Genomic DNA, 23355 nt, shown 5'->3' with positions numbered 1-23355 from the left:
AAAACTTTTATTTTTCAGTTCATGTCTGCCGCGCCCTGCCGGGCTTGTCCTCACTTTTGGCATTGCCCAAAAGTAAGTAAAAGGCTAAAAAACGAAAACGTGTTTGAGCTTATCGACCGATTCGTATTATACTCTATTCAGAGCGAGTTTTTTCGTTTAGCCTTTAAGTCCGTTATGGGTCGGCCCATAAAGTGGGCGTAAAAGCATTTTTGGTTCCTTTTGGGGCTTTGGCCAAAAGGAACACAAGCAATCTTTGATTGCGCGTAGCTGAAAAAAAACAACAATTTTATACAACACTAATAATCTTAACAGCAGATTAATACCCCCATATAATCGCAAAATAAAAGCCGGATACATTAATGTATCCGGCTTTTATTATATACTTATCTGATATCCTTAGCTGGCAAGGAACATTTCAATATCCTCCTCAACAGAAGATATACCGCCGATTCCGAAATTCTCAACCAGTACTTTCGCTACATTCGGAGAAAGGAACCCCGGAAGAGTTGGCCCGAGGTGTATATTTTTCACTCCCAGATGAAGCAGAGCAAGTAACACTATTACCGCTTTTTGCTCATACCATGCTATATTGAAGGCGATAGGCAGGTCATTAATATCCTCCAGCCCGAATACTTCTTTCAGCTTGAGAGCGATAACTGCCAATGAATAACTATCGTTACACTGTCCGGCATCCAATACACGCGGAATACCGCCTATATCGCCCAATGGCAGTTTATTGTAACGGTATTTGGCACAACCGGCGGTAAGAATAACCGTATCGTTAGGCAATGCCTCTGCAAAGTCAGTGTAATAATTACGGCCTTTCATACGTCCGTCACAACCTGCCATTACAAAGAATTTCTTTATTGCACCCGATTTTACAGCATCCACAACCTTGTCGGCTAATGCCATTACCTGTGCATGGGCAAACCCTCCTACGATTGTTCCGTTTTCGATTTCCTTCGGAGTCTGGCAGTTTTTCGCCATTTGTATTATTTCCGAAAAGTCTTTCTGTTGCCCGTCTTTACGCTCCGGTATATGTTTTGCACCATCAAGGCCTGAAGCACCTGTGGTAAATATCCGCCCTCTGTATGCCGCATTTTTGGAAGGAGGTACGATACAGTTCGTAGTGAATAAGATTGGCCCGTTAAACGACTCAAAGTCTTCTTTTTGTTGCCACCATGCACCGCCATAATTACCGACCAGATGTTTATATTTTTTCAGATGCGGATAATAATGCGCCGGCAACATCTCGCTATGTGTGTAAACATCTACTCCCATACCTTCGGTCTGCTGTAAAAGTTCTTCAATATCCCTCAGGTCGTGTCCGCTGATAAGAATTCCCGGATTCTTTCCCACACCGATATTTACCTGTGTAATTTCAGGATTCCCGAATCGTCCGGTATTGGCCGCATCCAGCAATGCCATTACCTGTACACCGTATTTACCTGTTTCGAGAGCCAAAGCGACCAGTTCGTCAACAGAGATATCCTCTCTCGTAATTTCAGCTAATGCGCGCTGCATAAACATGTATATCTCATCATCCGTCTTATCCAGATTATAAGCATGCTCGGCATAGGCTGCCATACCTTTAAGCCCGTAATGCGTCAGTTCCTTCAGCGAGCGTATATCTTCATCTTTTGTACGCAACACTCCTACTTCAAGTGCTTTGTCCATGAATCCGGATTCATCGCCATTCCATGTACATTCGTCCGGAAGAATAATAGATGTATTTCCCAGCCGGGCAGATAATTCTGCTTTCAATGATAAACCTTCCTTTACTTTCTCCTTTATCGCTTCGAAATCGAAGTTAGCATTGGTAATACTGATAAACATAGCGTCAACAATAAACTTGTCCGCTGTAGATGAAGCTTTCCCTTCTTTTCTCAACTCGTTGTTGTATACAGCGATCCCTCTGGTTACAAACAACAGTAAATCCTGAATATTCGAAACTTCCGGAGTTTTACCGCACACACCCATTAATGCGCAACCTGTGCCTTTAGCTGTCTCCTGGCACTGAAAACAAAACATGTCCATGATAATATTTTTTAGTTAGTGATTATATCCATTCTTCTTTTTTCACATCGCCCTGCACCGAAAGGACGATTACTTTCACAGGGACATTCCTCTCAGCCTCTTCCCTTGCCATCTGTACTATCCGTACTAATCCTCCGCAACACGGAACCTCCATGATAAGCACGGTAAGGGTATCTATTTGGGCCTCATCAATCATCTCAATTAACTTATCTATATACGATTGCGTATTACTGTCTAACTTAGGACAGGCAATAGCAAGAGCCTTGCCTTTTAGGAAACGGCTATGGAACTCGCCACTGGCAAACGCTGTACAATCGGCAGCCAGTAACAGATTGGCTCCTCGAAGAAATCCGGCATTCGGATTTAGTAAATGAAGCTGTACAGGAAATTGTCTCAGTTCGGATGGTTGTACTATCACAGGCGCAGCCATCGTGAATCCGGATGGGGCAGGCCTTTTAATCTCCTGCATCATGCTGCCCGGACAGCCGCAAGCGGGTTTGTCCTGCGTAATTGAGTTTTGTTTATTTTCGGCAGGAAAGTTCACTTTCACATTATGCTTTTTCAGATACTCCAATCCCTGATGTAACAGTTCGTATTCCTCATGCTCTTTCAGATGGTTCAGGTGAGCGAGTATTACCTTCTCCCCTTTCGGGAGCATGCGTTCCATCACAGCATACTCGTCATAGGGTTCAGCTTCACGTTCTTCGAGAGTAATAGCACCGACGGGACATTCTCCTATACAAGCACCAAGACCGTCGCAATAGAGATCACTAATCATAACGGCTTTGTCATTGATAAGCTGTAAAGCTCCTTCATGGCAACCTGATACGCAGGCACCACAACCGTCACATAGTTCTTCATCTATTTTTATGATCGTTCTTTTCATTATTTACCCTTTTTATTTTTTACAAAATTAAGTTGGTAGTACGTTTGAAATATGTCACATATGCGACGTTAGCCAAAATAATTATATCTTTATCTTTGAATACACAGATTAGGATATGGATTTAACAGCATTAAAAAAGATTCCGCTTTTTCGTTCAATACATGAAGCAGAAATAGAAATGATATTTTCGGAACTGAAAATTACCGAAACAGAATTTAGAAAAGGAGAGGTCCTGGCCCTACAGGATGAACTATGTAACAGGCTCATTATACTACTTTCGGGCAGCGTAAAGGGTGAAATGACCGACCCTTCAGGAAAGGTAGTGAAAGTAGAAGACATATATGCGCCAAGCCCTCTTGCCATCCTGTTTCTATTCGGACCGGATAACCGTTTCCCGGTGCAGGCAATAGCACGGGAGGATGTCACCGCACTGGTGATACCAAAACAATCGGTGCTCAGAATGCTGAGTATGAACCAGACTCTATTAAAAAATTATCTGGATATATCTGCCGACTTCGCATCCCGGTTAAGTAAGAAGCTTCATTTTATGTCTTTCAGGACTATCCGTCAGAAACTGGCGGTATATATACTTAACTTATCGAAAATAAAACAGGAGGATACCATAGAACTGGATAAAACCAAAAGTGCACTGGCTGAATACTTCGGAGTTTCGCGCCAATCGCTGGAACGTGAACTCTCAAATATGCAGCACGACGGATTGTTAACAGCCGATAAAAAAATGATTACAATAACGGATAAAAACAGATTGATCCATATTGTCCGTTTTTAAGAAACATGCTTGCTAAAAAGCTGTAACTCTTTTTGTAAAATAAACAACTAGAATTATCTTTGATAAACCTTAAAGTACAAGATTGATGGAGCACAATAATTACCTGACCGACCAACAAATCAATATCATCCACAAAATCCCTTTATTCAGGGGATTGAATGAGGATGCAAAAAAGACTTTGTTAGACAGGTTGGATTATACTGTGACCGAAATATCCAAAGGCGAAATTATTATCCGTCAGAACACGCCCTGCCTGCACATGTACATCTTGCTGAAAGGAAATCTTGAGGTAAACATTATCGATGTGTCGGGTAATAACGTCAAGGTGGAAAACCTTATAGGCCCACGGGCATTTGCTACCCCTCATCTGTTTGACGGGAATAGTATATTTCCCGCTACCTTCACTGTTGTGGAAGATGGTATTTTATTTAAAGCGACGAAAGAGTCTGCATTTAAGCTGATAAGTTCAGAGCCCGAGCTTCTAAAAAACTTTTTGAGGCTTACCGGAAATTGTAATGCCTGTACGGTAAGCAGATTACGGATATTATCTTATAAGAGCATCAGAAGCCGCTTTATCTATTATCTGTTTGAGCACAAACAGAGCGACACATTATCTGTAATGGAACACAATCAGACTCAATTGGCCGAATATCTGAGTGTGACCCGGCCGGCATTAGCCAATGAAATAAAAAGAATGGCTGGCGAAGGTTTACTAAAGATAGATGGCAGAAATGTGGAATTGTTGTCTATTCCTTCTTTACTGAAATACGTCTGACAGATTTTTCATCTGTACCGACACAGCTTTGATTACCGGTTTGACAAATGGATGTAAAAGATCATTGTAGATGAAAAACATACCATTCAAGAGATTGAAAATATAAAGGATTCCTAACAAGCCATAATTTAATAGCCTATCATAATGAGAATATCCCTCTCATTATGATAGGCTATTCCGATTTAGCCGTCACGCCAAATTCGCCATAACACACTAACCAACAACACATTCCACATCAAGACATTTCTTTGGCATATAAATGGCATATAGAAAAGAAACAATTAAGAGAATTTTATATGTATAACTAAAAAAGAAGAATATGCTTACCGTGATATTAGTAATAGCAGGTATTACCTGCTTCGGACTATTTTATAGAACAATAGATTTTTTTGAAAAAATATAAAATTTACCATTATGATCCCATTATTCATTATAGCAATAGGGGTGTTTTGTTACATCTGCTACGTTTTGGTACGTCCGGAAAAATTCTGATAAAATAACAGACAAGAAAAATATAAGAAAATATGAACACAGAAATTTTAGGCATAATTGTAATGTTTGTTCTATCTGTAACTCTGGCAATACCTTTAGGAAAGTACATCGCAAAAGTTTATGGAGGGAAAAAGACATTCTTTGATCCCGTCTTCAATCCGATAGACAGGCTATTATATAAATTGGGAGGAATTAACCCTCTGGCAGAGATGACCTGGAAGCAACATCTTGTAGCATTACTCACCATTAATTTTGTCTGGTTTTTACTGGGGATGCTGATCTTAATGACACAAGGCAGTCTTCCTTTGAATCCGGATAGTAATCCGGATATGTCTCCTGATCTGGCATTCAATACAACTATATCCTTTGTGGTAAACTGCGACCTGCAACACTACTCAGGGGAAACAGGGATATCATATCTGGGACAAATGTGGCTGATGTTCCTTCAATTTGTTAGCGCAGGTACAGGTATGGCTGCGGCAGCAGTTGTATTCAGGGCATTCCGGGATAAAAGTACGACTCAGTTAGGTAATTTCTATAATTATTTCATAAAATCATGTACCCGTATTTTACTACCTGTATCTTTAGTTATAGCCATTATACTTGTGTTTGAAGGCACTCCAATGACATTCGAAGGAAAAGACAGTATCACAACATTACAAGGAAATACTGTAGAAGTATCCAGAGGACCCGCCGCTGCATTTATAGCCATTAAACATGTCGGAACAAACGGAGGCGGTTTCTTCGGGGCTAACTCAACTCATCCGTTCGAAAATCCTTCTTATCTGACCAACATGGCGGAAATGTTTGCCCAGTTTGTTATCCCGATAGCCATGATATTTGCTTTCGGCTATTTTACACGAAGACGACGACTCTCGCGAATGATACTTGGTGTAATGACAATCGGATTCTTACTACTTGTTATTCCGAATATAATAATGGAAATAAATGGTAATCCCGCCATATCGGCGATGGGCGTCGATAATTCATTGGGAGCAATGGAAGGAAAAGAAACCCGCATAGGAGCTGCTGCTTCGGGATTCTGGAGTATTGTCACCACCGTTATTTCCACAGGGTCTGTCAACTCTATGCACGATAGTACGATGCCACTGTCGGGTATGAACCAGTTATTAGCCATGATGGTCAACTGCTTTTATGGTGGAGTCGGTGCAGGTATACTAAACTTCCTGATATTTATAATCCTCGCTGTATTCATCAGTGGATTGATGGTAGGGCGCACTCCCGAATTCTTAGGGAAAAAGATAGAGGCCCGGGAAATGAAAATAGCGATGATAATTGCGCTGATACACCCGTTCCTTATTCTGACAGGAACAGCACTTGCGACAGCCTTTCCCGACCAGGGAGCATCCACTCTTAATAATCCCGGATTCCATGGCTTCAGTGAAATACTTTATGAATACACCTCATCCTCAGCAAACAACGGTAGTGGATTTGAAGGATTAGGTGATAACACCCTGTGGTGGAATATAAGTACCGGAATTGTGCTGATATTATCCCGTTTTCTTCCGATAATAGGGCCTGTTGCCATTGCCGGACTTTTAGCTGAAAAGAAATTTATCCCAGAAGGCGACGGTACATTAAGAACCGATACGGCGACGTTTGGCACAATGGTATTTGCCGTTATACTTATTATCGCATTATTGTCCTTTCTACCTGCTCTTGCCTTAGGGCCTGTTGCCGAATACTTTACCTTGTATTAATATAATATTAAAGAAAATATGAATAAGAATCAATCTTTGCTTCAGAAAGGATTAGTGCAGGAAGCACTTAAACAATCTTTTGTGAAACTGAATCCTAAAATAATGTTCCGCAACCCGATTATGTTTACAGTGGAGATCGGGACAATAATTATGTTTTTCGTTAGCCTATGGACTTTATCCGGAGAAACTTCGCAAGGTAGTTTCGCATACAATTTCATTGTCTTTCTCGTTCTCCTGGCGACTGTATTATTCGCCAATTTTGCTGAAGCTATTGCTGAAGCACGGGGAAAGGCCCAGGCTGATAGTCTACGGAAAACGAGAGAAGAAACCCCGGCAAAACTTCAAGGCGGGAGTGTCGTATCTTCCGCTCTATTAAAGAAAGGAGATATCTTTGTTTGTGAAGCCGGAGATATTATTCCTGCCGATGGGGAAATCATTGAAGGGCTGGCGACAATAGACGAGAGCGCCATTACCGGAGAATCCGCACCCGTTATCAGGGAAGCCGGAGGAGATAAAAGTTCGGTAACAGGAGGTACAAAAGTTTTGTCGGATAAAATAATAGTACAGGTTACAACCCGGTCCGGAGAAAGTTTTCTTGACAAGATGATCGCTCTGGTAGAAGGTGCAAGCCGTCAAAAAACGCCCAATGAGATCGCTTTAACTATACTGTTAGCGGGATTCACGCTTGTATTTATTATTGTCTGCGTTACGTTGAAGCCTTTTGCCGATTACGCGAATGTATCGATTACAATTGCAGCATTTATTTCCCTGTTTGTATGCCTGATTCCCACAACCATTGGCGGATTATTGTCTGCCATAGGTATTGCCGGTATGGACAGGGCATTACGGGCAAATGTAATTACTAAGAGCGGAAAGGCCGTAGAAACCGCGGGAGATATCGATGTCCTGCTTTTGGATAAGACAGGGACTATTACAATCGGCAACCGTAAAGCAACTCATTTTTACCCTGCCGATGGAGTAAATAATGATGAGTTTGTCAGAATTACCGTTCTAAGCTCATTAGCAGATCAGACACCCGAAGGCAAATCAATCGTCGAACTGGCTCAGGTGAATCCGTCTAATTACGATATGCCTGCATCCCGTTTCAAGTTTATAGAATTCACAGCAGAGACACGTTGCTCAGGTGTTGATGTCGGAGATATGCAGATACGCAAAGGAGCTGCCGATGCTATCCGGTCATTAGCTGAAAGAAACGGAAACCCATATCCGGAAGATGTTGCCAACATGGTTAAAATAATTTCAGAGAACGGAGGTACACCCTTGGTTGTAGCTGTTAATAATAAAATCGTTGGAACCATTGAATTGCAGGATATTATTAAACCGGGTATACATGAACGCTTTGAACGCTTACGCAAAATGGGAATAAAAACAGTGATGGTAACCGGAGATAATCCGCTGACTGCAAAATATATTTCGGAAAAAGCCGGAGTCGATGATTTTATCGCGGAAGCCAAACCCGAGGATAAGATGAACTATATAAAAAAGGAGCAGAATGAAGGACGGCTGGTTGCAATGATGGGTGACGGCACAAATGATGCACCTGCTCTTGCACAGGCCAATGTAGGTGTAGCCATGAATAGTGGAACGCAGGCAGCCAAAGAAGCCGGGAACATGGTCGATCTGGATAATGACCCCACTAAACTGATCGAGGTGGTAGAAATCGGTAAACAGTTATTAATGACTAGAGGTACGCTTACTACATTCAGTATTGCGAATGATGTCGCTAAGTATTTCGCCATTATTCCGGCATTGTTCATTACAGCCATCCCTGCTTTGCAAAGCCTCAATGTCATGAGACTGAGCAGTCCCGAAAGCGCTATCCTTTCAGCTATTATCTTTAATGCAATAATCATTCCCATTCTGATTCCGTTGGCATTAAAAGGAGTTGCCTATAAACCGATAGGAGCATCGGCTCTGTTAAGACGAAATTTACTTATCTATGGTTTAGGTGGAATCCTTGTTCCATTTGCAGGAATCAAATTGATAGACATAATCGTATCATTATTCATCTGATAAAAATATAAAAAATGAAACAGCATATTATTCCGGCCATCAGGCTGACAGTCGCTATACTATTACTCTTCGCGGTTATATATCCGGTTGCGGTTTGGGGGATCGCGCAACTTTCCCCAAATCAAGGCAAGGGAGAGATAATAGAACTCAATGGGAAAAAATATTACTCGAATATCGGGCAATCATTTACGGATGATAAATATTTCTGGTCACGACCATCGGCTATCGGTTACAATGCAGCGGGCTCCGGAGGAAGTAATAAAGGACCATCCAACGAAGAATATCTGACACAAGTTCAGGCTCGTATAGATACCTTCCTTGTACATAATCCCGAAATAAATAAATCTGAAATCCCGGTCGATCTGGTAACAGCCAGCGGAAGCGGCCTTGATCCCCATTTTTCGGTACAGGCAGCAAAAGTACAGGTAAAAAGAATAGCAAAGACCCGTAATATAGAAGAATCCAAATTGCTTGAGTTGATTGACCGGGAAACTGAAAAACCACTATTTGACTTATTCGGCCCTGAAAAGATCAATGTATTAAAGCTAAATATAGCATTGGATAGCTTGAAATAATAAAGCCAGTTAAGAGTCTGTTTAAATTTTGTAATGAATAATGAATTTAATTATCTGTATGTAAATCATTTGATGTGATATATAAAGAATAAAAAGTTACTGTCGGAAAATGAGTAAAAACTGTTACATGTGTTACTTTTTAACAGTTACGAGTTACTTTACCCTTCGGGCAGTTACGAGTTACGGGTTGGCTGGCGTCTTATTTTGTTTCACGCAGAGACGCAAAGGCGCAAAGTTTTTATATCTTATGAGTTGTTAACTGATGACTGATGACTGATAACTGTTCACTGCAAATAGTGTTACGTTTGTTACCTTTTTTGAAAGAGATACAAGTAGACGAGATACAAGATACAAGTTGTTGACTGTTAACTGAAAAACCTGTTACCTTTGTTACCTTTTTTTAGTTACGAGTAATGATTTACAAGTTGTTAACTGATAATTGTAATGCCATTTGCTAATTGAATTTACTGTTTACTGATATTTTTATACTTTTATTTTATATAAAAAACTACTTTTAAAGCAGATTGTTTTTATACTAAGTATTTAAGAACTAATTTGAAGATCGTACTAAACGATGGATGAGGATAGAAAAAACGCTGAATATTTTCTCAATTTGATAAAACAATCGAAAAGAGGTAAATTCAAATTATATATAGGAATGATTGCCGGGGTCGGCAAAACTTACAGGATGTTGCAGGAAGCACATATCCTTCTGGAAGGAGGTGTAGATGTCAAAATCGGATACATTGAAACTCACAACAGACGGGAAACTGTAGCGTTATTGAATGGAATACCTGTGATTCCCAGACGGAAAATCTTTTATAAAGGCAAAGAACTGGAAGAACTGGATGTGCAGGCTGTTATAAATTTACGTCCCGAGGCCGTGATTGTAGATGAACTGGCTCATACCAATATAGAGGGTAGCAAGAACGAAAAACGATGGCAGGATATACTTGAGATACTCGAAGCCGGCATTAATGTGATAAGTGCAGTAAATGTCCAGCATATAGAGGGGTTGAATGAGGAGGTAAGAAAAATTACAGGCATAGAAGTCAGTGAACGTATTCCCGACCGGGTTGTAGCTATGGCGGATGAAGTTGTAAATATTGACCTGTCTGAAGATGATCTGGTGACCCGGCTTAAAGATGGGAAAATATATCCGTTTGATAAGATACAGGCTGCGTTAACCAACTTCTTTAAGACCGAACATATACTTCGCTTACGTGAACTTGCCTTAAAAGAGGTAGCGAGCCATGTACTGAAAAAAGCTGATGATGAAACATTTTCATCTCAGTCAGGACTACATAAAAACTTTATGGCATGTATAGGTAGTAATGGCAAGAAAGCCAATAACATAATCCGTAAAACCGCCCGTCTGGCCAGTTATTACAGCGGCGAATGGTATGTGCTATATGTACAGACACCCCAGGAGGAAGTTGATAAGATAGCCTTGGACAGCCAGCGGAAATTAATAAACAGTTTCAAGATGGCTGTTGAATTAGGAGGGCAGGTAATACAATTAAAGCATAAAAATATACCGAAAGCTATTTTGGAACAAGCTATTAAGAAAAATGTATCTACAGTCTGTATCGGAATGCCTTACATTAGCAGATGGCGTATGCTATTATATGTCGCCACATATAAGAAGATATTAAGTGAATTAAAGAAAGAAGGTATAGATATAATTATTCTGTCATGAAAATAAAAACCAAATTAACATCCGGAGTAGGATTGCTTTTCTGCCTGATTATAGTATTGGCTGGCGTTAGCATCTGGTATATCAATGGACTGAGGAAAGATACCGGAAATATACTTATAGCCAATTACAATACATTGGAATATTCCCGTAATATGTTGCTTGCTTTGGATGAAATGAAAACTGATCCGGGAGCCGTATCCGCATTTGAAGCAAATTTAAAAAAGCAACTGAAAAATGAAACCGAAATAGGAGAATCTGATATAACATTACAGATTTCAAACCTTTTTTCGTATTTGAAGCATGATACAGGAAATGACAGCCTCAAGGTCATAATACGAAGGGATATTGCTACTTTAATGAAACTCAATATGGATGCTATTGTTCAAAAGAGTAAGATAGCAAATAATACCGCAGAGAATGCCATTATCTGGATCATTATAACAGGAGCTTTGTGTTTTCTTATTGCTTTCGTTCTGCTCGTCAAACTACCCGGGAACATAGCGAACCCAATCCTTCAATTGACCGAAAGTATAAGAGAAATAGCCAATCAGAATTACCGGCAACGTCTCAACTATGAAAGCCATAACGAATATGGGGATCTGGCTAAATCTTTCAATATAATGGCTGAAAAACTGGAAGAATATTCAAACAGCAGACTCGAAAAAATACTCAAGGAAAAGAAACGGGTTGAAACGCTTATCAATAATATGCATGATCCTGTTATCGGGCTTGATGAGAATAAAGTTATTATTTTCATCAACGATGAAGCATTAAAAATAACAGGACTGTCCCGCAATGAGATTTTAAATAAACCGGTTCAGGATATCGCTGTCACTAATGATCTGATCCGTACACTTATTGTTGATCTGATTAATCCTTCGACAAAAAAAGACGAGGCACCGTTAAAGATATTCTCTGATGATAAGCAATCTTATTTTGAAAAAGAAATCATCCATATAGAAATTAATAAAACAGGAGAAAATATAACTGAACTAATCGGCTATGTTATCCTGTTAAAGAATATCACTATTTTCAAAGAACTGGACTCGGCTAAGACGAACTTTATCGCTACTATATCGCACGAACTGAAGACTCCTATATCTTCGATAAAGATGAGTACACAATTGCTCGAACACAACGAAACCGGATTGCTGAACGATGAACAAAAACAACTAATAGACGGTATAAAAGAAGACAGTACACGACTTTTACAAATCACCGGAGAACTACTGAATATGTCTCAGGTAGAAACAGGAAATATTCAATTGAATATTCAGGCGACAGATCCCGGACTTATAGTCAGATATGCTATTGATACGATAAAACTACAGGCAGAGCAAAAGAAAATAAAACTTCAGGTGGATATGGAATCTGATATTCCCGATATTGTCGCCGATGCAGAAAAAACAGCATGGGTTCTTATTAATTTCCTGACTAATGCCATCCGTTATTCGATGGAAGATGGTGAAATTCTTGTTTCTTTGAAAAAAGAAAATAAAGGAGCTTTATTCTCCGTAAAGGATTTTGGGAAAGGAATCGATTCCAGATATAAGAAAAAAATATTTGAGCGTTATTTTCAAATACCGGGAAGTTTAAAATCGGGATCAGGGCTGGGGCTGGCTATCAGTAAAGAATTTATAGAGACACAGGGAGGAACAATAGATGTGGATAGCGCCCCCGGTATGGGAAGTACATTCTTCTTTATTATCCCTTATAATAAAATTAAAAAAAGAGACCAGGATGAAAAAGATATTATTGATTGACGATGAAGAAAAACTTCGTAAGCTGATGGCCCGGATCATTGAGCTTGAAAAGATAGAAGTATCTCAGGCAGAGAATGCAACAGCAGGGTTAAAATTATTAGAAAAACAGGATTTCGATGTTGTCATTTGTGATGTCAAGCTACCTGATGCTAACGGTGTTGAACTGATTCCCCAAATGAAAAGAATACAGCCTCTGGCTGAGATTATACTTCTGACCGCATATGGGAATATACCAGATGGTGTTCAGGCTATAAAAAACGGAGCTTTCGATTACATAACAAAAGGCGATGATAACAATCGGATAATACCTTTGGTATACAGAGCATTGGATAAAGTAGAATTATCGAAACGGGTTAGCCAGCTGGAAATGAAAATTGAGCAAAAATATTCTTTTGATAATATTATAGGGAGATCTGTCCCTATTCTTTCCGCTATAGAAATGGGTCGAAAAGTAGCGCAAACAGATGCGACTGTATTATTAACCGGAGAAACAGGCACAGGTAAAGAAGTATTTGCCCAATCGATACACTACGGAAGCCAGCGAAAGAATAAGCCTTTTGTCGCGATCAATTGTTCTGCATTTAGTAAAGAATTATTGGAAAGTGAGTTATTCGGACACAAAGCAGGAGCGTTTACAGGGGCTTTAAAAGATAAGAAAGGGCTTTTTGAAGAGGCTCACGAGGGTACTATCTTTCTGGACGAGATCGGAGAAATGCCGGTTAATTTACAGGCTAAAATATTAAGAGTACTAGAAACGAAAGAGTTTTTAAAAATAGGGGAAACCAAATCCCAAAAGGTAGATGTAAGGATCATTGCCGCAACAAACCGGATTTTAGAAAAAGAAATTGAGACGGAACATTTCCGCCGTGATTTATTTTATCGCTTATCTGTATTCCAGATACATTTACCGCCTCTAAGAGAACGCATTTCAGACATAAAATTATTTGTAAGTGAATTTGTAAATCTGTTTGCAACTAAATCCAACAAAAGAATCAATACAATTTCTCAGGATTATTTAAAACTATTGGAACAAAACAACTGGAAAGGGAATATAAGGGAATTAAGGAATGTCATAGAACGAAGTGTAATTCTAACAGATAATAACTCTTTAAGCATCGAGACATTACCTTTGGAGATACAATATCCTGACACAGATACCTCCGATCTTATAACGACTATGGCATTATGTGATATCGAAAAGCTGCATATCAAGAAGATTTTGGATTATACAAAAGGAAATAAGACTGAGGCAGCCAGAATTCTCAAAATCGGGGTCGCAACATTGTATCGTAAAATAGAGGAATATAAACTGTAACCCACAGACTTTGTTATACTAAGTTTAAAGTCTGTCTTTTTTATAGGCTTCTATCATATCTAAAATTCGCAACACAGGCGTGACATACATATTAACAGGTTAACCGACCAATAAAAAGATAAATCCCCAAAATAGAAGAAAAGCCACACAATCAGCACAATAACCTTACCGTGATGGAGTTAAAACTAAAGACTTCATAATTATCTTTGGAGAAAGAGTGAACCTATAAAACGAGAAATTCTTTCAAACTCCCTCATTTTTTGGGGTGAGGGAAATCTGAAAGAATTTATATGATAATACTTCAACCTTGTGGTTGACATTTAGACGAAGTTATTAACAGGCCCATAGTTTCTGTTATTGCTCTCGTTTAGACGAAAAGCAGAAGAGAACTTTTTGTATAAGAGAGAGAATATGTACATTGAAATATTTAGTTTGTATACTAAAACCCAAGAAATCACATTCTCTTTATACTAAACTTTGTTGGATTTATGCAATGATGGCTTATGAAAATGGAGCCATTATCTTCCGCCCTAATATTTTGGGCTTTACCATCAATTGAATATGTATAAATTATATCCGGTTCGAGACCCGTTAGACGGAATTCATAATTATCTAGAGATGAAATTTTCCATGAATATGTATCAGATTTCCATTCTACAATCTCCATATTGATTGGGATACCCGATTCCGCAACGATTGTTAATGTCATAGAGTCTTCATTATTAGGGAAGAATATGAGTGATAAGTCTGACATATCTGCTCCAAAATAGCTCTTACTCTTTATCTTAAATTTATTTGTTGACATAGTATAATCATTGACATTAAGTTTTAGATTATAATCTGTTCCGCGAAGTTTATAATTGAACTCTGTTCCATCAAGTTCTTTTAGCATATTAGGCTCGAGTCCCATTCTGTTCCACTTTGGTCGTATTCCATATATATCCCTATAAAGAGCTGTAACGCTGGTACAAATTCCAGCCAGAATATCACTGCCTAAACCCTTTTGAGTAGTTCTGGAATATCGCTGAGATGATAACCCATCTTCTTTATACTGTTTCAGAATATTCTTGATATATTTAAGTGCAATATCCTTTTTATATCCCACATAAGATCTTACTCCCAAATATCCCCATGTCGGAAAAATATCTCCATTTTCATAAGTAGGGAATGCCTTCTGACTGGCAGCAACCTCCTCTTTTTGGTAAGAGTCAAAGCATAGAGGCCAATGGAAAAGATTTTCAGCAGCTGTTCTCTTCTCTACTTCATCTAAAATTATCTTAATCCTTTTCTCGTCATCACATAATTCAAATGCTATGACAGCAAAATTTACAGGTGTGACGAAGTTGTCGCCATGCACTGATCCATCTTTGTCTCTCCAGTATATATATTGTTTCTTTTGTGGAGCCCAGAAACCTCCTTCACTAACAGGCTTGTTAAAATTTTCTTTCAATCTTGATCCTACCGAACGATAATAATCTGATTTTGTCCTATCTCCTAAAATTGCCTCGCAATCAGCCCATAAATTAAGAGCTTCATACATTTGTGCATTTACAAATGCATTCTCGAAACTAGCCCAAACAATATCTAACCAATCGCTGGCAATTCCTTGAGAAGTATAATCATTCATCATCTCAAATATCCCGTTATCATTAGAATCTCGCTTTATCAGCCAGTCTAATGCTTTCTCACAGCTTTCTTTATGTGAGCGTAGCCAATTTAGGTCTCCACACAAATCAAACTGTTCGGTGGTATTAATTACATATCCAGTCTGCGAATCTATAGTATATCCCCAGCGGGCTTCATAATATCCTGTTTTGTAGTTATATGTACCGGGCATTTGGTCTTCGTCCGTATTATGCCAGCGCGATAGCACACGTCCTTCGCCAGTTAGTGCATAATCTCTTTCTGCGTCAAGAGTCGACGACATATTTTTTGTATAATTTTCATCATTAAGAGCCATTCCTATTTGAGAAAAGAAAGGCTCGTGTAAGCATTTCCAATTGGTTATCCAGCCATTAGCTCCTACGATAGTATTATCGACTACACCATATCTACCTGTTGTGTTCATCAGCTCACGAACAGCGTCAGCATCTATACCGGGCAGATTTCCTCTTGAATAGTCTGTAAGATAATCAACATATTGAATTTCCAGATCAATAGACACAGATCCTTTCTGAACATCGAAAGGAACAAATACATCCGATTTCTGGTGTACAAACCTGTTCCGATTGTAACGAGGTTCTAGTTCTGTGTCTGTAACAAATTGAGTACATGTAAATTCATTTTTATCACTTTTAGAATATTTTGTGGCTATGTATTTCCCATCTTTTGGTTGTGCCGTTATACGTAAACCATTGCCGGACTCTGGATTCCAAAACGTAACACCTCCTGTATGAACTCCGTATGTATCATTTATGTTTGATAAATACTTACACCAAACCATTCCGCCGTTATCTATGATTCCACCTTTCCATACAGATAAATCAGCAAAGTTCCATTGAGGAAATGCCGTTTCTTCCAACTTGGCAAGAGTACTGTATTTGCGATCAATATTCCATAATATTTTGTTGTTCGTAATGCTGAAAGTCCATGTCTCGTTTACTTCAATGGCATTATCTCCGTATATGATATTACTTAATTTAATCATACTCTGTGCTACTTCTACTTTCATTTGCTCTGCATCAACTGAAGAAAAAACACCTCCTCTAGTACTAAATGCTGTATAAACACCTGCAGGAGATAATGTATTTTTCCCTTTTATATTTAATTGACTGATTTTAGAGCCTTTTGAATAATCAATGAGGATACTGAGTTCGCGATCCGGAACGGAAAGTAAAATGTTTTTTGCTCCGGCATTATGAATAATAGCGGGTTCTATATCCAATCTATTAATGATATTGCTTCCAAATAAGGTCGGGGGCGGTATAGTTCCTTCTGATGCACATAGTCTCGTAGGGGGTAGGAATAAAATTAAGATAATAGCAAAAAAATGCTTTAGCTGTAATTGTTTCATTTTTTTAGAGTTGTATTTTGTATATAAATTTCGTTGTCAATATATTACTTGCCTAGGTTAGCGGAGACCAGTACTATAGACTATAAAGGGATTACCTCTAATTAGTTTTGAATCAGATTTTCGCTGCCATCTCTAAATATACCGGTTTTAGTCATTTTTTAATAATGCAGGTAACCTCTTTGTATGATATTATTTAACTACCTTCAAATTCAGGATATATTTGCCAGCTTCTAGTTTCATTACCTTCTCTCCCTTCACATTTTCGGGTAGGTAGAGTGTTGCCGTACTGTTTGCAGGTATAAGAACTTCATATATCACATCTTTTTTCTTCCATTCCCATTTTGAGATTATTTTTCCATAAGGAGATTTGTATTCTGCCTGGAAGTGTGTCAATTCTTTGACAAAGTTCGGGCGAAGAATTATGTGTTTGAATCCCGGTTTCTGCACATCAGGAAAAATACCGCCTAATCCTTTGAAAAACCATCCGCCGATTTCACCAAACATCATGTGATTATCCGATATATCACGCTCAGCCTTTAAATCCCAGTTTTCGAGTAAGGTTGTAGCTCCGTTTACAATCCACCACCCCCACGAAGGGTAAGTATCTTGAGCTGCCACTTTATAGGCTGTTTCAGCATAGCCGTTTTCACTCAGAGCGTTAAGTATCGCTTTAGCACCTAATACACCCACGTCTAAATGGAAGTCAGCCTCTTCAACCTTCTTTGCCAGATTTTGTGCAACCATATGAATCATATCTTCGGGCACAACTCTCCATTGCAGAGGAACACTTAATTCAGTTTGCGATCCGTCGGCATAAATACCTGTTTCTCTATTCAGGTATTTGTCATTTATAGCTTTTCTTATTTTCCCGGCCAATGCAGAGTAATACCGATAATCGTTTTCTTTGTTGAATAGTTTAGCTGCATCAGCCAATATTCTGGCATCTACATAAAAATATACAGAGGAAGTCAATTCTTTATTAGAACGGGACTTAACAGGTACCCAGTCGCCACGTCCCCAGGATGACAAATGCTCCGGACTGTTTCTATCGACATAATCTACATATCGCTTTATATTATCATAACAATCGTATAGAGGTTTACTCTCTCCATAGAATAAATAAAGGTTCCAAGGGATAATTGCTATAGTACTTGTCCAATCCAGTCCGTTGTCGGTTCCGTATCCCCAGCCTCCGGTAGGTATAATGTCGGGTAGAACCCCGTTTGGTTGTTGTTCATCCCGATGGTCTGCAAGCCATTTTTCGTATATAGTTATCCCATCGAAATTATATAAACCCGTTTCTATGGCAAAATGGCCATCTCCGGTCCAGCCATTTTTTTCACGCTGCGGACAATCGGTAGGATAACCCATCAAGTTTGACAGATAGGCATTGTTTGTAGCCCGCCATAATTTATCGATAAGGGGATTAGATGTTTTTATTTCTCCCACGGGAGAGACATCGCTATGCATAAAATAGGCGGTAAGGCTGTTCTTACCCAATTCAACAGGTTTGTTGCTTGTTATTTCCACATAGCGGAAACCTTTATAGTTGAATTTTGCCATAAACTCATCCTCTCCTTTGCCACTGAGTATCATTATATCAGTCTGGAAAGGATCTTTTTCTTTGTCGCCTCTGTAATATACATCTATATTAGACATGTCGAGACGTCCATTTTCATATAACCGCTCTCCATGCTTTATTCTTACTTCTGTTCCTTCTTCTCCTGTTATTCTTATCTTGGTTACGCCTGACATATTTTGCCCGAAATCAAAGAGGTAAGTTGTATCATCGAACTTTTTAATCGATTTTGCCGGAATTTCCAAGACATTCCGTATGGGCCTAAGTTGTTGAGACGTCAAAACCCGAGAAGGCGCAGCTCTGTAACCTACTCCATGCCATCCGGAATCGTCAAAACCAGGAGTGCTCCAGCCTTTCTGTTCAAGTCTGGCATCATAATGTTCGCCAGTATATATGCTATTAAAGATAACCGGAGAGCCCGATTTTCGCCAGCTCCGGTCAGTCACGATAGTTTCTGTACTGCCGTCTGTGTAAGTTATACGGAGGTCCATGCAGAAAGCAGGGCGATTACGCCATGGGGCACGGTCAAAATCCCATACAGCTTGGGATTGATGGTTGTACCAACCATTACCCAGCAGCACACCCATGACATTGTCCCCATTCTGGAGTTGAGAAGTTACATCATAAGTTACATAAAGGTTTCTTCTGTCAAAACGGGTATATATAGGGTCAAGGCGGTGGTTGCCTATTTTCTCTCCATTGATATAAAGCTCATATAGTCCTGCAACAGCTATATACGCACGGGCAGATTTTATTGTCTTTTTTGCCATAAACTTTTTGCGGAAATAAGGAGCCGGCTTGTAGTGGATATCCCTTCCGTCCCCGATCCACGAACCTTGCCAGTTCTTGATATCCATCATTCCTGTTTCGAATGAATTGACCGGCGATGAGCTTTCCGCACCATTCATATCCCAACTTATTACCTTCCAGTAATAGTGGGTGAATGGCTCCAGTTTTTTACCTGCATAAGGGACTATAACATCTTCAGAGTCGGTCTTTCCTGTGTCCCACATACTACCCTGATTATTGACTATTCTCAGTGAATCTGTATCTACAATGAGCCGGAAAGCTTTTTGTACAGCTCCCTGTCTGCCATCATCAAGCATCCATGTCAGCCGTGGAGATTCGGCATCGATACCTAAAGGGTTGGTGAGATGTTCGCACCGCAGGTTTATCGGTTGCGCCGCCCATAACGTATTGAAAAATATGAGGCTTGGTATATATAAAAGTGATTTGAGCATAGGTTATGTTTTTTATGTCGGATTTGGTATGATGCTTATTGTTTTAAGTGATAAAGACGTTTTACTAAAAGCTATGGAGCCATTGCATACGATATTTAGAGTGATAAAAGCTATTTCGTTTCTATTTAAGCATTAACAATTGAGGGATATACATGAATGAGTAATATCATTATAATAAAATAAGCTCTTAAAGTTTTATTCATAAGACTAAAAGGCTATTTACAATAAGCCCTTTTTATCATCAAATAACTCGGGATAATACTTTCTTATCAAATCCTGATCTTTCTTGTCCAGCTGTTCTAAAAGTTTTGGTTCGTCTTGGGGCCGTAATCCTTTTTGGTTCATCACATTTATTAAACTCCAGTCTTTGACAGGTTTTAGAGGTGTAGGGTTAGATGGTTCTTTTGCTTCGATATCGTAGCGAGTAAAATCAATAACACGGAACGGTGTCTTTCTATGCCAATCGCGCAATAAAGCCAACCGGAATTCTTTATTCATAAACCACTTTATCTCCAGATTATTATACGAATCGCCAAGTCCCGATCCCCTTTCCTCGAATTTGTAGTTCCAGTCGTCATTCGTCTTATTATGTTCACGCCAGATGTTTCCAAATTCTCCAAAACTTATAAAATGGGTATCAGGCCAGCGTTCTTTTGTCCCGCTCACCCACATTTCCATAGCTTTGCATATAAATTCCTTTCCAAATTCATGTATCATTTGTGCTTCCCAAATATTGGTCACCCATCCAAATCCGTTTAGTTCAACACCTTTATCGAAATGAATGGATTGTGTATGCATAACTTCCAGATGTCCCAAGTCGAGTCCCCAACCTTTATATGTCTCTATCGGGCCTACCCCGCGCCGGCTATTATATCCTTCAATACCATGTCCGCTTTGCCCACTACGACGTGCACAGAGGAAATCCATTGTCCAGCCATCGAGATTCACGCAGTCTATAAAATCTTTTTCGCCCTGCGCCGGCTTGCAGAAATGCTCTGTTGACGGATAGAATGGGTATGACGGGGAACCGTCAGCTCCGCCTCCGTCTATATTGTGCTGACTCCAGATGACAGCATGTGCCGTATGTATCTTTTCTTTTTCGGCAAGGTATTTTAAGTTGTCGGCTGATAAAAATCCACCGATAATTGACTGGGGGCGATATCCATTCCCAACCATATCGGATATGAGTTGAATTGCTTCAGACATTTCACGGTTTACCCTCTCACGGGGCAGATACATCGCCGGAAAATAACCCGGAAAGTAAGATACCTCGTCACCATATTTTTTCTGACATTCTACAATATACTGACGGATCTGCTTGTAATTTTCACGCTGGTCTTCCAATGCATTCATCGTAAACCCCCAGGTCAATCGTCCATCCGGATTGTTCTTGGCAAAGGCCTCTCTCAATGAACGAACCCCGTCCAGAGTATGCCAGTCTCCCTCGTCACGTGGATGCAGTTTTACATCGCGCGATACTTCCCAAGGGGTGGTACGTATCATTATACAGAGGGTTACAAATCTATTCCCCTTGAGCGGGATAGTTTCATTATTGGAGCCAAAGAAAGGTTCTGAGGCTTTTAGTAAGTTGGTAAAAGCAAAGATTACAAAGAGAATTATAATCTTTGGCAAAAGAATCTTTTTGTTCATATTTATTTGTTTTTACAACATCTTTCGGAAGGAATTAGAAACACAGTGCATCCTAAAAAAGCGAATGCACTGTGAGGTATTCATTTCATAGTTTATTTGTACAATCAATAACTAGTTTATTATTTACAGGTATCAGACGAAAGACATAGTTGGCAGTAATTCCCCTGTCTACTATCCCTTCTTTACATGTAATACTGTATTTATAGTTCATAAATTCAGCATCGATGCGATTGTTGTTTATGGAGCGGAATGGCAATTCTTTTCCTTCGGCAGTTTTAAGTTCGAGTACCCAGCTAAATTCTTTTTCAGCAGCTTCGCAGTTTACCTCAAACATATCTTCATGGAATACTATTCTGAAAACATTCTTGTTCTCATCCTTACATTCCACTTGCAGCACATCTTTAGCTATTTCTGTTACTACAGGCTCGTTCAGCAGTACTTCTTTCTTATTTCCATCTTTATCTATACTGTTTATGTACAATCCTGCACGGTCGTCGTTTACACTCCACATGAAGCCGTCGACAACCGGAAGCGTATAATATAAGAATTGGTTTCCTTCTCCGGGTTTATTCAGATAAGGAGATTCGAATTTCTCATCGAAAAGATGGATGTCGCGGAAACGGAAAGATTTTCCTTCCCATAAAAGATTGGTACGATAGTACCGGCTGTTGAACCAGACTGTTTTTCTACCCTCATTACGGATATCGGTCATGGTAGTCACTGCAGTAGCCGGAGTGGTTGAGAACTTCTCTTTAAACCATTTGCCCGATTCGCCCAATGTCTGTATCTTGATTTTATCTAATTTCTTTAGTGAATCGAATATCGGGAACTGCATTTCCAGTCCTTTCTGCATGCCATTCCATGTGAAAGAATTTTCCTGTCCGGCCTGTGCATAATTGAATGCCAGACAAGGCTGGTTGACAATTGATTCCAGGAAATATTCCACCCATTTCTTATCCATACCCGACTCGCGGTAAACAGGTTCCAAAGATATGACACCCTGCCTGTCGTGTCCCAGTCCGGTATCGTATTGATAAATAGGGTCGCTTCCCAGCATGCGGAAGATAGGTACAGGTATCTGTCTTTCTGCAGTTTGGGCAGGCATATAAGCATTTAGTTTGCTAGGATAATAAGCTTGGTTCCAATATCCTCCCCAAAGTGTGTAGCCGTCGGTACCCACCTGGTCTTTACAGTTGCATGAAGCTATTATTTTATACTTGTCGTACATGTAGGCCAATGTATGCGAATCGATATACCATGAGCCTACCGATTGCGGATATTTCCCGAATATTTCCTTAAATTTCTCCATGTATACATCTACCAGCTTTTCCCTTTCCTGTGGTGTATATCCTGTAGTGAAAGCAATATTGGCATGAGAAACCCATGAATGTTCCCCTCGCCACTTTATACCTGCTGCTTCCACATGAGGCTGGGTAATTTCCCACCACGCACCGACTTCAGAATCCGGTTTCAGTCCGTTCTTGAGTAAATCCTGATATTTAGGGTTAATCAAAGCATCGTATTGAAGCAGGAATGTCGCCGGAAAAGAATACTTATCCAGTAGTTTAATCTGCTCCTGAACTGTTTCGAACAGAAGACTATCGGCATTTTCGACACGGTAGTCGGTCTGGCGGATAAAATTTACAATATTGATTATCCGGGGAGCATCCGACGTCCCTTCCTGTTTGGTTTTACCGGTATTGGTAGTACAACTCATGCTCACGACGGAGAAGAGTAATACCAGAGCAGTCAGTTTTCTTAGACTCATAAATATCATTTGTTAAT

The 23355-nt window shown here is 39.6% G+C and carries 14 protein-coding genes; 8 read left to right on the top strand and 6 right to left on the bottom strand.

Features of this window, described 5'->3' with window-relative positions; genetic code table 11:
* Positions 1-396: 396 nt before the first annotated feature.
* Together hcp and B3317_RS14900 are read right to left on the bottom strand one after the other, a co-directional pair.
* Positions 397-2037, bottom strand: a complete 1641-nt coding sequence (gene hcp / locus B3317_RS14905) for a hydroxylamine reductase (protein WP_291113017.1) — start codon at positions 2035-2037, stop codon at positions 397-399.
* Positions 2038-2059: 22 nt separating this feature from the next.
* The gene (locus B3317_RS14900) at positions 2060-2923 is read right to left on the bottom strand and encodes an ATP-binding protein (RefSeq protein ID WP_291113015.1); all 864 of its coding nucleotides are present in this window, start codon (positions 2921-2923) and stop codon (positions 2060-2062) included.
* Between the two features lie 115 nt (positions 2924-3038).
* Here B3317_RS14900 and B3317_RS14895 point away from each other — a divergent pair, with 115 nt between their 5' ends.
* The 8 genes from B3317_RS14895 to B3317_RS14855 all read left to right on the top strand — a co-directional run bounded on the left by B3317_RS14895 (position 3039) and on the right by B3317_RS14855 (position 14087).
* Positions 3039-3713, top strand: a complete 675-nt coding sequence (locus tag B3317_RS14895; protein ID WP_291113013.1) for a Crp/Fnr family transcriptional regulator — start codon at positions 3039-3041, stop codon at positions 3711-3713.
* An 85-nt stretch (positions 3714-3798) separates the two neighbouring features.
* Positions 3799-4488: a Crp/Fnr family transcriptional regulator gene (locus tag B3317_RS14890; protein WP_291113011.1), complete on the top strand. Its 690-nt coding sequence runs from the start codon at positions 3799-3801 to the stop codon at positions 4486-4488.
* 524 nt (positions 4489-5012) lie between these two features.
* A complete protein-coding gene (gene kdpA / locus B3317_RS14880; protein WP_291113009.1) occupies positions 5013-6701 on the top strand; it encodes a potassium-transporting ATPase subunit KdpA in 1689 nt (562 codons plus the stop codon).
* Positions 6702-6719: 18 nt separating this feature from the next.
* The gene (gene kdpB / locus B3317_RS14875) at positions 6720-8735 is read left to right on the top strand and encodes a potassium-transporting ATPase subunit KdpB (RefSeq protein ID WP_414647510.1); all 2016 of its coding nucleotides are present in this window, start codon (positions 6720-6722) and stop codon (positions 8733-8735) included.
* Positions 8736-8749: 14 nt separating this feature from the next.
* Positions 8750-9310 (top strand): K(+)-transporting ATPase subunit C, encoded by a 561-nt coding sequence (locus B3317_RS14870; protein ID WP_291113007.1) that lies wholly within the window; start codon positions 8750-8752, stop codon positions 9308-9310.
* 574 nt (positions 9311-9884) lie between these two features.
* The gene (locus B3317_RS14865; protein ID WP_291113005.1) at positions 9885-11009 is read left to right on the top strand and encodes a sensor protein KdpD; all 1125 of its coding nucleotides are present in this window, start codon (positions 9885-9887) and stop codon (positions 11007-11009) included.
* Positions 11006-12772: an ATP-binding protein gene (locus tag B3317_RS14860; RefSeq protein WP_291113003.1), complete on the top strand. Its 1767-nt coding sequence runs from the start codon at positions 11006-11008 to the stop codon at positions 12770-12772. The genes B3317_RS14865 and B3317_RS14860 overlap by 4 nt, the downstream gene beginning before the upstream one ends.
* On the top strand, positions 12750-14087 hold the full coding sequence (locus B3317_RS14855) for a sigma-54-dependent transcriptional regulator (RefSeq protein WP_291113001.1): 1338 nt from the start codon (positions 12750-12752) through the stop codon (positions 14085-14087). Before B3317_RS14860 ends, B3317_RS14855 begins: the two co-directional genes overlap by 23 nt.
* A 454-nt stretch (positions 14088-14541) precedes the next feature.
* Here the strand turns inward: B3317_RS14855 and B3317_RS14850 are convergent, their stop codons facing one another.
* From B3317_RS14850 to B3317_RS14835, 4 genes are all read right to left on the bottom strand, one after another.
* Positions 14542-17100 (bottom strand): hypothetical protein, encoded by a 2559-nt coding sequence (locus tag B3317_RS14850; RefSeq protein WP_291112999.1) that lies wholly within the window; start codon positions 17098-17100, stop codon positions 14542-14544.
* 189 nt (positions 17101-17289) lie between these two features.
* Positions 17290-19920 carry a glycoside hydrolase family 78 protein gene (locus B3317_RS14845; protein ID WP_291112997.1) on the bottom strand — a complete coding sequence of 877 codons (2631 nt, stop codon included), beginning with the start codon at positions 19918-19920 and terminating at the stop codon, positions 17290-17292.
* Positions 19921-20139: 219 nt separating this feature from the next.
* Entirely contained in the window at positions 20140-21570 is a 1431-nt protein-coding gene (locus B3317_RS14840) for a DUF3863 domain-containing protein (RefSeq protein WP_291112995.1), read from the bottom strand.
* A gap of 85 nt (positions 21571-21655) precedes the next feature.
* Positions 21656-23338, bottom strand: a complete 1683-nt coding sequence (locus B3317_RS14835) for a hypothetical protein (RefSeq protein WP_414647509.1) — start codon at positions 23336-23338, stop codon at positions 21656-21658.
* Between the last annotated feature and the right edge of the window lie 17 nt (positions 23339-23355).

Origin of the sequence: Dysgonomonas sp. UBA7710, from assembly GCF_002482385.1 — a bacterium.
Classification (GTDB): domain Bacteria; phylum Bacteroidota; class Bacteroidia; order Bacteroidales; family Dysgonomonadaceae; genus Dysgonomonas.
The sequence above is the reverse complement of the archived record's forward strand: the minus strand, read 5'-3'. Positions and strand labels throughout refer to the sequence as shown.